We start from the raw sequence: 11,066 nt of genomic DNA on the forward strand, positions 1-11,066 counted from the left end.
TATTTTTGGCCCCGCAAAGCCTGCTTAACCGGCCTGTTGCTATGCTGGCAGGCGCGGAGGCGGAACATGCGCAAAAGCGGGCAATTGGTCGATTGGAACGATGATCGCGGCTTTGGTTTCATCCGCGATGCCGAAGGCGAACGCTATTTCGTCCACATCAAATCCATTACCCGCATCGCCACGCGTCCGCTGATTGGCGATCAGCTCGATTTCGACACCGGCGTTGATGCGCAAGGTCGCCCGCGTGCAATCAACGCTCGCATCCGGGGTGCCAACCCCGCCCCGGCCCGGGCCGTGCGATCGCGCGGCCTGCCGCCGGTCGCCAATGAGCAGCGTTTCGATCCGCGGCCCTGGCTTGCCGTGGGTCTATTGGTTTTGCTCACTTATGACCTGGCTCTGGGTCTCGCGCCGCTCTGGTTGGGAGCCGGCTATCTTGGGATGGGTGTCTTGTCCTTCGGGCTTTATGCCACCGACAAGCATTATGCCCGGACCAATCAATGGCGCATTTCGGAAACCATGCTGCACAGCATTGATCTGGGTTTTGGCATCATTGGGGGCCTATTGGCGCAAAGCCGGTTTCGCCACAAGACGGCCAAGCCCGGTTTTGCCCTGTTCACCTGGTGCCTGGCCGGCCTGCATGCGCTCTGGCTCGGCGGCATAGCGATTGGCCGGATCGCGCCGGATGATCTGGCGAACCTGCTCAATCGGTTCGGCTGATTCACGTGAAACGAGTGCCGCTAGGCCGCTGGCTCACTCGCCACGCCGTTCCGTGGCCAGTACCTCGCGCCATTCGCGTTCCAGCATGGCGCGGCGTTTGCCGTAGCGGTCTTCGGTCATCAGCAGCGACACGATGCGGTCGGTGCGGAAATTGCGGAAGGCCTGGCGCAGGCAGCACCAGGCGGCGATGACCTGCTTGCCTTCGTAATAGGCCAGTTGCACCGGCCAGATGGCGCGCTCGCTGGGCCGCCCGCTTTCATCTTCATAGCAAATATGCAGCGCTTTTTCGGTCCGCATGGCCTGTCGCACCTGGCCCAGCACGGGCATGGGCGTCTTGTTGCTCCACACCGCCACGGGCCAGAGGCCAGTGTCGTTGATGCGGTCGCGCAAATCCTCGGGCGAGGCGGTGGCGATCTTGGCCAGGGCATTCTGTGCGGCCGCGCCCAGCCCGTCATCGGGCTGCGCGCCCACCCAGCGGGCACCCAGCACCAGCGCCTCGAGCTCTTCGGGCGTGAACATCAGGGGCGGCAGGAAGAAGCCGGGTTTCAGCATATAGCCCCCCCCCGCCTCACCATCGATGGGCGCGCCCAGCCCGATAAGCGTCTGCACGTCGCGATACAGCGTGCGCACGGAAACGCCCTGTTCCTCGGCCAAAGCGGCGGCCGTGACCGGCCGGCGATGGCGTCGCAGCGCATCCATGACGGCGAAGAGCCGCTCGGTCTTGTCCATGGTTCGTTCTCCTCTGGCGCCCTTGGATGCCAGATTCCCGAGACGGAGCCAAGCGTCTGCATGGCGGCCGGCACGGCGCCAGAATTACGCGATCTGGCCATGAAACGCACGGATATCGTGGGCCATCGCCTCGGGCACTTCGAGTGCCGGGAAATGGCCGCCCTGGCTCAGTTCGGTCCAGCGTACGATGTTCCAGAGATTGCGTTCGCCCCAGGCGCGCGGCGCCGGATTGTCGGCTGGTGGCACGAGAATGGCATGGGGCACGTCGCGCCGGGGCGGTTTTTTGGGCAATTCGGCATCGGCAAAAGCCTCCTTGTAGAGCCGCACGGAGGAGCCGATCGTCTGGGTGAACCAATAGACCGAGAGAATGGTGGCCAGATCTTCGAACTCGAAGGCATTGCTGATATCGCCACCATTATCCGACCAGGTGCGATATTTTTCGAGGATCCAGGCGGCGAGCCCGGCCGGGGAATCGTTGAGGCCGGCCGCCAGTGTGGCGGGTTTGGTGGCCTGGATCATGGCATAGGCGCCCTCGGCAAAGGCCCAATAATTGCCGCGCTCGACATAGGCCTTTTCCTCGGGTGAGAGGTCGTCCGGCTTGGGAAAACCGAAATAGACATTGATGTAATGCGCTCCGATCAGCCGGTCGGGAAAGTCGCGCACCAGCGCCATCACCGCGCCGGCGCCCAGATCGGAGCCGGATACGAGAAATTTTGGATAATCGAGGCGGCTCATCAGCTCGGCCCAGAGCGGGGCGACCCGGGTCAGGTTCATGCCGGGTCGGCTGGGCTTGCCGGAAAAGCCAAAGCCGGGCAGCGAGGGAATGATCACGTCGAAGGCCACGCCATCGACCGGCTCGGTGAGCAGCGGCACCAGTGGCAGCAATTCGACGAAATTGGATGGCCAGCCATTGGCCAGCAGTAGCGGCACATTGGTCTGGCCGCGGCCGCGCACATGCACGAAATGCACCAGCTCGCCCCCGATCACCTCGGTGAATTGGGGGAAGGCGTTGAGCCTGGCTTCGGCGGCGCGCCAATCATAGCGCGTGCCCCAATAGGCGAGAAAATCGCGCAGGAAGTTGCCGTCTATGCCATCGTCCCAGCCGGCATCCGGCAGCGCATGGGGAAAGCGGGTGCGGGCGAGCCGGTCTTTGAGATCGGCAAGATCGGCGTCGGAAACAGCGATGGTGAAAGGGGTCATGTCGTCTCTCCTCATGTCGCAGCAACGCGGCATCATGAGGAAAGCTTCATTCACGCGTGCTGACAGGCCGTGGCAGCAGTGATTCGGGTATCACTGCTGCCAGATTCTGTCGCAGGCTCGTGCCGCTCAGGCGATCTCGAACTCGCACCAATGGCTGTAGGGGCGGTCGGGCGAATAGATCACATTGGGGAAATGTGGATTGTGCACCGCATCGGCAAAGGCCTGGTCCTCAAGGCAGAAGCCGGCATGTTTGCCATAATGCTTGCCGTTCAGGCCCGGCACCGGAATGTCGGTCCATACGCCATTGTAAACCTGCACGCCCGGCCGGTCGCTCCACAGCTTGAGCGTCAGCGCCTGGTCCGGCCCGACCACAGTGGCGATCGGATCGGCATGATTGCGGCCGGTGTCGAGCACCATCCCGATGTCGTAATCCACCGGCGCGCCATTGCCGTCGCGCATGCTGCGCGGCTGGCGCAGGTCATATGGCGTGCCGGCCGATGGCAGGATGGCGCCGGTCGGCGCCAGGTCTTCGCCCAGCTGGGTATAGGCCGATGAATTGACCTGGATGGTGTGGTCGAGCACATCGGCTGATGTGCCCAGGTTGAAATATTGATGCTGTACCAGGCTGATCGGGGTGGCTCGATCGGTCGTTGCGGTCAGCTCCAGCAATAGGCGGTGGCCCTTGAGCCGGTAGGTCGCGGTGAAATTGACATTGCCGGGATAGCCCATCGCCCCGTCCGGGCTGAAATGGGTGAAGCGCACGGCCGTGTTAGCTTCGTCGACTTCCCCGTCCCACACCTGCCGTCCCAGACCCTGCTCGCCGCCATGCAACTGCAGGCTGCCGGCATTTGCGGGCAGGTTGTAGGTTTTTCCATCGAGATCGAAGGAGGCATTCTTGATGCGGTTGGCGACGCGCCCGGCGAGCGAGCCCAAATGCGGGCTATGGGCGGGATAGGCGTCGAAATTGTCGAATCCCAGCACCACCGAGCGCGGGGCCCCGGCCACCGGCACGCGCCAGTCGCGCACCACCACGCCATAGCCGATCAGGTCGACTTCAACGCCCGTATCGCTCACCAAGCGGAACTGATCCACCCGCTTGCCTGCGTGTTCGCCGAATGTCGATACCGCAATGGTCATGCTGCCCCTCCAGGTTTTGGCGCTATGGTCTAGCGCGCTTTCTCGGCGCCCTGCAATGTCGGACTTGACCTTTTCTCGGGCGGTGTCGAGTGTACGCACAATGAGGGAAGGAAAGTGCCGTGAATGAGATCGCTGGCAGACGGCGCGTTACCGTCCATGACGTGGCGCGGGTGGCGGGCGTATCGCTGGCCACGGTCGATCGCGTGCTCAATGGCCGTCCCGGCGTACGCGCCGCCACCGTCGAAAAGGTCGAGGCGGCCATTGCCGAGATCGGTTTTCATCGCGATCTGTCGGCGTCCTTGCTGGCCCGCGCCCGCGATATCGGCGTCACTTTCATCATCCCCGATGGCTCCAATGCCTTCATGGCCAGCCTTGCCGAGGCGATCGAACGCTGGACCGCGCCGGCGTTGAGCGACCGGGTGCATATCCAGATTTTGCGGGTCAAGGCGCTGGATGGCGCCGCCCTGGCCCGGGCGCTGGATGGGCTTGACGCAAAAACCTGCGATTGCGCTGTCATCGTGGCGGGAGAAGATCCGGCTGTGCTGGCCGCCGTCGACGCTGCCAGCCGGCGCGATATTGCCGTGCTCACTTTGGTCTCGGACCTGCCCGGTTCGCAGCGCCGCCATTTCATCGGCATCGACAATGTCGCGGCCGGCCGCACTGCCGCTTCGCTCCTGGGCCGCTTCCTGCCGCAGGGCGGCAAGGTGGCACTGATCGCCGGCTCGCTGCATCTGCGCGATCATTCCGATCGCCTGGCCGGCTTTCATGCGGCATTGGCGGCCGAATTTCCCGCGGTCACCGTGGTGGGGCCGCTCGAGGGGCATGACGAAGCCTCCCAGACCGAATCAATCGTCGCTGCGCTCCTCGTTGAGCATCCCGATCTTGCCGGACTCTACAATCTGGGCGCGGGCAATTCCGGTATGGTCAAGGCGCTGGACAATTCGGGCCGCGCCGGGGCTATCCGCGTTATCGCCCATGAATTGACCGCCGCCACCCGCCAGGGCCTTGTCGGCGGGGCGATTGACGTGGTGCTCGACCAGAATCCGGACGGCGAAATTCGCGAGGCTATTGCGGCGGCGCGGGCCCTGGCTTTGGGCGGCAATGGCCTTTCCGGCAACGCCCCCATTGAAATCGGGATTTTCCTGCGCGACAATCTGCGCTAAGAAGCACGCCATCACCAAACCGGCGTGGCCCCAAAAGTGGGCCGGGAGGACGTTCAGATGTTGTTTGTGACCGCCAATGAGGTACGTGCCTCATGACTTTTCTCGGCATCGATATCGGCACGTCCGGCGTCAAGGCGCTGCTGATCAACGATAACGGCAAGCCCGTTGGCGAAGCCTCGGCCCCCGCGGTCGAGCCCGTGCGCCCCCATCCCGGCTGGTCCGAACAGAACCCCAATGATTGGTGGACAGCAACGCTCGCCGCCGTGGACAAGCTCAAAGCCAGCCATCCGGCCGAGCTCGCCAAGGTCAGCGGCATTGGCCTTTCCGGCCACATGCATGGCGCGGTGCTGCTGGGCAAAGGCGACGAAGTGCTTCGCCCCTCTATCCTGTGGAACGATGGCCGCTCGGCCGCCGAATGTCTTGAGATGGAAGCCGCTCTCCCGAGCCTGCGCGACATTGCCGGCAATATCGCCATGCCCGGCTTTACCGCCCCCAAGATCGCCTGGATGCGCAAGCATGAGCCGGACATTTACGCCAGAATCGCCAAAGTGCTGCTGCCAAAGGCCTATGTGCGGCTGCTGCTGAGCGGCGAGCATGTCGAGGACATGTCCGACGCCGCCGGCACGCTTTGGCTCGATGTTGCCAAGCGCGATTGGTCCGATGAATTGCTGGCCGTAACCGGGCTGAACCGCTCGCACATGCCGCGGCTGGTTGAAGGCTCGGCCCCTTCAGCCAATCTCAAGCGCGAATTCGCTGCTCGCTGGGGCATGTCGGGCGATGTGGTTATTGCCGGCGGCGCTGGTGACAACGCCGCCTCGGCCTGCGGCATCGGCGCCATCCGCCCCGGCGAAGGCTTTGTTTCGCTGGGCACGTCCGGCGTGCTGTTCGTTTCCAACGATAAGTTTCGTCCTAATACCAAGGGCGCCGTGCACGCCTTCTGCCATGCCATTCCCGATACCTGGCACCAGATGGGAGTGATTCTGTCGGCCACCGATAGCCTCAATTGGCTGTCGCGCATGACCGGCCAGAAACAGGCCGACCTCTCCCGCGCCGCCGAAGCCCAGTTCAAAGGTCCGGGCGAAGAAATCTTCCTGCCCTACCTGTCGGGTGAGCGCACCCCGCATAACAATGCCAAGGCGCGCGGCTCCTTTACTGGGCTCAGCCAAAGCACCGAACCGGCGCAATTGGCCCAGGCCGTCATGGAAGGCGTCACCTTTGCCATGCGCGATTGCCAGCGTGTCCTGTCCGACGCCGGCACCAAAATCGACCGGCTGCTGGCTGTCGGCGGCGGCTCCAAATCCGCGCTCTGGCTCAAGCTATTGGCCACCAATCTCGACATGGAAATCGCCCTCCCCGAGGACGGCGATTTCGGTGGTGCGCTGGGTGCCGCCCGGCTTGGCCTTTGCGCCGCGACCGGGGCTAACCCGGCCGACATCATGACCATGCCGCCGATTAAAACCGTCATCGCGCCCGACACATCCCTGTCGGCCGCCTATTCCGATCAATATGCGCGCTACCGCGCCCTTTACCCCGCCATCGAGGAGGCAATTTCGTGAGTGATTTTTTCAAGGGCCTAAGCCAGGTCAAGTATGAAGGCCCTGCCAGCAAGAACCCGCTGGCCTATCGCCATTACAACAAGGACGAAGTGATCGCCGGCAAGCGGATGGAAGACCATATCCGCCCGGCCATCGCCTATTGGCACACCTTTGCCCAGGAAGGCGGCGACCCGTTCGGCGGCCGGACCTTCGACCGCCCCTGGTTCGACAAGGGTCTGGAAGGCGCCAAGCTCAAGGCCGAAGTGGCCTTTGAATTCTTCAACCTGATCGACGTGCCCTTCTTCGCCTTCCACGACGTGGACGTGGCCCCCGAAGGCGCGACTCTCGAGGAGAGCAACAAGAACCTGCGCGTCATCGGTGACATCATCGCTGCCAAGATGCAGGAAAGCGGCAAGAAGCTGCTCTGGGGCACGGCGAACCTGTTCTCCAACCGCCGCTACATGGCCGGCGCCGCCACCAATCCCGATCCGGAAATCTTCGCCTATGCCGCCGGCCAGGTGAAGGCCGTTCTCGAGCTGACCCATGAATTGGGCGGCGAGAATTATGTGCTGTGGGGCGGTCGCGAAGGCTACGAAACCCTGCTCAATACCAAGATCGGCCAGGAGCAGGACCAGATGGCCCGCTTCCTGCACCTGGTCATCGAGCATGCCGAAAAGATCGGCTTTACCGGCCAGATCCTGATCGAGCCCAAGCCACAGGAACCGAGCAAGCACCAGTACGACTTCGACGTCGCCACGGTGTTTGGGTTCCTGCAGAAATACGGCCTCGAAAAGAAGGTGAAGTGCAATATCGAGGTTGGCCACGCCTTCCTCGCCGGTCACTCCTTCGAGCATGAACTGGCTGTTGCCTCTTCGCTGGGCCAACTCGGCTCGGTCGACGCCAACCGCAACGATCTGCAGTCCGGCTGGGACACCGACCACTTCCCCAACAATGCGGGCGAAATGGCTCTGGCCTTCTATTACATCCTCAAGCAGGGCGGTCTGGGCAAGGGCGGCTTCAACTTCGACGCCAAGGTGCGCCGCCAGTCGCTGGACCCCGCAGACCTGCTGCATGGCCACATCCTGGGTCTCGACACCCTGGCGCGCGGCCTCAGGGGCGCCGTCGCCCTGATCGAGGATGGCGAATATGACAAGCTGCTCGATGGCCGCTATGCCGGCTGGGACAATGGCTTGGGCAAGGACATCCTTGCCGGCAAGCTGAGCCTGGCTGACATCGCCGCCAAGGTGCATGCCGATGGTATCAACCCGCAGCCCAAATCCGGCCGCCAGGAATATCTCGAAAACCTAGTCAACCGCTTCGTCTAAGCCAAAACGCTGACCCCTTCCCTGCCAGGGAGGGGGTCTGTCAACCATCGCAGACCCCTCATCCGGCGCTGCGCGCCACCTCTCCCACAAGGGGAGAAGGGAAGCGGTGGCGGGGAGGAGGAAATATGCCCCAGATCACCAATCCCATACTGCCCGGCTTCAATCCCGATCCGTCCATCCTGCGGGTGGGCGATGATTATTACATCGCCACCTCGACCTTCGAGTGGTTCCCGGGCGTGCAGATCCATCGCTCCAAGGACCTTGCCAATTGGGACCTGGTCACCCGCCCGCTGACCCGCAAGGCGCAGCTCGACATGCGCGGCGATCCCGATAGTTGCGGCGTCTGGGCGCCCTGCCTTACCCATGACGGGGAAAAATTCTGGCTGGTCTATACCGACGTCAAGCGCAAGGACGGCTCGTTCAAGGACGCGCATAATTACATCGTCACCGCGCCCGCCATCGAGGGACCCTGGTCCGATCCCATCTATGCCAATTCCTCGGGCTTTGACCCCTCGCTGTTCCACGATGACGACGGCAGGAAGTGGTTCGTCAACATGCTGTGGGACCATCGCACGCGGCCGCTGAAGTTCGCCGGCATTGCGTTGCAGGAATTCGATCCCGCCCAGGGCAAGCTGGTCGGCCCGATCAAGAATATCTACCAGGGTACCGACCTCAAACTGGTCGAGGGCCCGCATCTCTATAAGCGCAACGGCTGGTACTATCTGCTGACCGCCGAAGGCGGTACCGCCTATGACCACGCGGTCACCTTTGCCCGTTCGCGCAATATCTGGGGACCATACGAGACCCACCCGGACAAGCACATCCTGACCTCCAAGGACGCGCCCTTTGCCGCCCTGCAGCGTGCCGGCCATGGCGATCTGGTCGAAACGCCCGAGGGCAAGACCTATCTGGTGCATCTGACCGGCCGCCCCACCACGCAGAACCGCCGCTGCGTATTGGGCCGCGAAACCGCCATCCAGGAAGCCTATTGGGGCGAAGACGACTGGATTCACGTGAAACACGGGCCGGTCCCCTCGCTGCATGTGGAAGTGCCCGGCACGTTCGACAGTGCCAAATACTGGGCCGAGCAGCGCTACACATTCGAAGGCGCGCTGCACAAAGATTTCCAATGGCTGCGCACGCCCGAGCCGGATCGGATTTTTGCCCTCAAGGATAACAAGTTGCGCCTGTTCGGCCGCGAGTCGATCGGCTCGTGGTTCGAGCAATCCCTCGTCGCCCGCCGCCAAACCCATTTCTCCTATGATGCGGAAACCGTGGTCGATTTCGCCGCCACCGACGAGCGCACCATGGCGGGCCTGACGGCCTATTACAGCCGCTACAATTTCTTCTATCTGGCCGTCACCGCCCATTCCGATGGCCAGCGCGAATTGCTGCTGATGAGTTCGGAAATGAGCTGGCCCGACGGCAATCTGCGCTTCCCGGCCGATCCCGTGCAGATTCCCAACACAGGCAAGGTCAAGCTGGCCCTGAGCATTCGCGGGCCCAAGCTGCAATTCTTCTATGCGCTGGAAGGGCAGGATTTGCAGCCCATCGGCCCGGTGCTCGACGCCTCGCTCCTCTCGGATGAATGCGGCGGCCACCAGGCTCATGGCAGCTTCACCGGCGCCTTTGTCGGCATGGCCGCGCATGATCTGAATGGCACGGCGAGTCCCGCTGATTTTGATTATTTTGTCTATCGGCCAGTCGAGGACCCGACGGATCGCTACGAGGTCTGACGAGGAAAGCCCGCCTCCCCTCGCCACCCACAATGTCATTCCCGCGAAAGCGGGAACCTCTGTTTGCTTTCCGGCATCCAAAACAGAGGTTCCCGCCTGCGCGGGAATGACCCGGTAGTGTAGCGGCCACGCAGTCTTCACAATTTTCCGAGCTGGGGCGACAATCTGCCGCAGCTAGGCTATTCTTCCTCGTCTAACAGGTCGCGCTTCGTGGCCGAAGCGATGTTACCCGGTCATGCAACGCGACCTCCCCATGTTCTGGAGGAGGACATTTCATGGCGAATTTTCACGTCATCGGTGGCGCCACCGAGGTGCTGGACCACCCAACAGTTCGTAAAATCACCCTGGCCGACCTGATCGATGCCCTCAAGCGCGGCGCGTCCGATTTCTGGGCCAAACCATCCCATTATGTGCTGCTCACTTTGATCTATCCGATTGTCGGCATCGTCTTGGCCGTGTGGATGTCGGGCTATCACACCTGGCCCCTGCTCTATCCGCTGATGGGCGGCTTTGCCCTGATCGGCCCCTTTGCCGCCATCGGGCTTTATGAAATCAGCCGCCGGCGCGAATTGGGGCTCGATACCTCCTGGATCCACGCTTTCGAGGTGCTGCGCTCGCCCGCCATCGCCTCGATTGCCGCTATCGGGGTATTCCTCTTCGCCGTGTTCACCCTCTGGCTGACGGCGGCGCAGGGGCTTTATGAAAACCTCTTCGGCTCCTCCGCTCCTACCCAGCTCAGCGCCCTGATCAATCAGGTGCTGACCACGCCGGAAGGCTGGACGCTGCTGATCGTGGGGAACCTGCTGGGCCTGGCCTTTGCCGTGATCACGCTGTGCACCACGGTGGTGGCCTTTCCGCTGCTGCTCGATCGCGATGTCGGCGCCTATGTCGCTGTGACCACCTCGATCCGCGCGGTGCTGAAAAACCCCATCCCCATGCTGGCCTGGGGCCTGATCGTCGCCATCGGACTGGCGCTGGGGTCGCTGCCGCTGTTTGTCGGGCTAGCCGTGGTGATCCCGATTTTTGGCCATGCCACCTGGCACCTCTATCGCAAGGTCATCGAGCCGGTCGAAATGGCGCCGCGCCCGCGTCGCCGTGCATCTACGGCCAAAGCAAGAACTCGCTAAAGCCTGAACATTCCGCCATAATCCTGGGCACCGGTTCCTCTGGCCGGTGCCCTTGTCTTTGGCCGAGATGTCATGCGTCGCTTCCTGATCACCGCCGTACCCATCATCCTTGCCGTGCTCTGTGCCCTCGCCATCGTGCCGTGGCTGTTGGGCGTTCCGGGCACCGACAATAATTACGCCAAGGGCTGGACCATCGGCTTTTATGCCCTGCTGGCCTATCTCACCGTCTTCATCGTCCTGGCCATTTTGCGCGTCGCCGCTCATCTGGGCTGGTTCCGCTTTCCCGCCCATACCGCCGATAGTCTGTCCTGGTCGGCCGTGCTGGGTTTCGTCATCGCGCAGGGCCTTGCCTGGTGGTTGATTCTGGCTGGCAATTGAGCGGGACAATGGCCCTTGC

General features: G+C 62.8%; 10 protein-coding genes. 7 read left to right on the forward strand and 3 right to left on the reverse strand.

Features of this window, described 5'->3' with window-relative positions:
• Positions 1 to 66 precede the first annotated feature (66 nt).
• On the forward strand, positions 67 to 717 hold the full coding sequence (locus ACI3KW_RS14890; protein WP_404848717.1) for a DUF1294 domain-containing protein: 651 nt from the start codon (positions 67 to 69) through the stop codon (positions 715 to 717).
• 33 nt (positions 718 to 750) lie between these two features.
• Here the strand turns inward: ACI3KW_RS14890 and ACI3KW_RS14895 are convergent, their stop codons facing one another.
• The 3 genes from ACI3KW_RS14895 to ACI3KW_RS14905 all read right to left on the reverse strand — a co-directional run bounded on the left by ACI3KW_RS14895 (position 751) and on the right by ACI3KW_RS14905 (position 3,783).
• Positions 751 to 1,446, reverse strand: a complete 696-nt coding sequence (locus ACI3KW_RS14895) for a helix-turn-helix transcriptional regulator (protein ID WP_404848718.1) — start codon at positions 1,444 to 1,446, stop codon at positions 751 to 753.
• Positions 1,447 to 1,530: 84 nt separating this feature from the next.
• Positions 1,531 to 2,646, reverse strand: a complete 1,116-nt coding sequence (locus ACI3KW_RS14900; RefSeq protein WP_404848719.1) for an epoxide hydrolase family protein — start codon at positions 2,644 to 2,646, stop codon at positions 1,531 to 1,533.
• Between the two features lie 126 nt (positions 2,647 to 2,772).
• Positions 2,773 to 3,783, reverse strand: coding sequence for an aldose epimerase family protein (locus ACI3KW_RS14905; RefSeq protein WP_113120531.1), 1,011 nt, complete (start codon positions 3,781 to 3,783; stop codon positions 2,773 to 2,775).
• A 119-nt stretch (positions 3,784 to 3,902) separates the two neighbouring features.
• Here ACI3KW_RS14905 and ACI3KW_RS14910 point away from each other — a divergent pair, with 119 nt between their 5' ends.
• From ACI3KW_RS14910 to ACI3KW_RS14935, 6 genes are all read left to right on the forward strand, one after another.
• Complete coding sequence (locus ACI3KW_RS14910; protein WP_404848720.1) at positions 3,903 to 4,946, forward strand: LacI family DNA-binding transcriptional regulator; 1,044 nt, start codon at positions 3,903 to 3,905, stop codon at positions 4,944 to 4,946.
• A 92-nt stretch (positions 4,947 to 5,038) separates the two neighbouring features.
• On the forward strand, positions 5,039 to 6,502 hold the full coding sequence (gene xylB / locus ACI3KW_RS14915) for a xylulokinase (RefSeq protein WP_404848721.1): 1,464 nt from the start codon (positions 5,039 to 5,041) through the stop codon (positions 6,500 to 6,502).
• Positions 6,499 to 7,806 carry a xylose isomerase gene (xylA, locus tag ACI3KW_RS14920; protein ID WP_404848722.1) on the forward strand — a complete coding sequence of 436 codons (1,308 nt, stop codon included), beginning with the start codon at positions 6,499 to 6,501 and terminating at the stop codon, positions 7,804 to 7,806. The genes xylB and xylA overlap by 4 nt, the downstream gene beginning before the upstream one ends.
• A gap of 125 nt (positions 7,807 to 7,931) precedes the next feature.
• Positions 7,932 to 9,542: a glycoside hydrolase family 43 protein gene (locus ACI3KW_RS14925; protein ID WP_404848723.1), complete on the forward strand. Its 1,611-nt coding sequence runs from the start codon at positions 7,932 to 7,934 to the stop codon at positions 9,540 to 9,542.
• Positions 9,543 to 9,817: 275 nt separating this feature from the next.
• Complete coding sequence (locus ACI3KW_RS14930; protein ID WP_404848724.1) at positions 9,818 to 10,669, forward strand: DUF2189 domain-containing protein; 852 nt, start codon at positions 9,818 to 9,820, stop codon at positions 10,667 to 10,669.
• Positions 10,670 to 10,741: 72 nt separating this feature from the next.
• Positions 10,742 to 11,047: a hypothetical protein gene (locus ACI3KW_RS14935; protein ID WP_113123488.1), complete on the forward strand. Its 306-nt coding sequence runs from the start codon at positions 10,742 to 10,744 to the stop codon at positions 11,045 to 11,047.
• The last annotated feature ends 19 nt before the right edge of the window (positions 11,048 to 11,066 follow it).

The organism is Devosia sp. ZW T5_3 (assembly GCF_044987315.1).
Taxonomy (GTDB): domain Bacteria; phylum Pseudomonadota; class Alphaproteobacteria; order Rhizobiales; family Devosiaceae; genus Devosia.

Coding starts and splice junctions, on each gene's coding strand:
- ACI3KW_RS14890 (WP_404848717.1), top strand. CDS start 67: ATGCGCAAAAGCGGGCAATTGGTCGATTGGAACGATGATCGCGGCTTT.
- ACI3KW_RS14895 (WP_404848718.1), bottom strand. CDS start 1,446: ATGGACAAGACCGAGCGGCTCTTCGCCGTCATGGATGCGCTGCGACGC.
- ACI3KW_RS14900 (WP_404848719.1), bottom strand. CDS start 2,646: ATGACCCCTTTCACCATCGCTGTTTCCGACGCCGATCTTGCCGATCTC.
- ACI3KW_RS14905 (WP_113120531.1), bottom strand. CDS start 3,783: ATGACCATTGCGGTATCGACATTCGGCGAACACGCAGGCAAGCGGGTG.
- xylB (WP_404848721.1), top strand. CDS start 5,039: ATGACTTTTCTCGGCATCGATATCGGCACGTCCGGCGTCAAGGCGCTG.
- ACI3KW_RS14925 (WP_404848723.1), top strand. CDS start 7,932: ATGCCCCAGATCACCAATCCCATACTGCCCGGCTTCAATCCCGATCCG.
- ACI3KW_RS14930 (WP_404848724.1), top strand. CDS start 9,818: ATGGCGAATTTTCACGTCATCGGTGGCGCCACCGAGGTGCTGGACCAC.
- ACI3KW_RS14935 (WP_113123488.1), top strand. CDS start 10,742: ATGCGTCGCTTCCTGATCACCGCCGTACCCATCATCCTTGCCGTGCTC.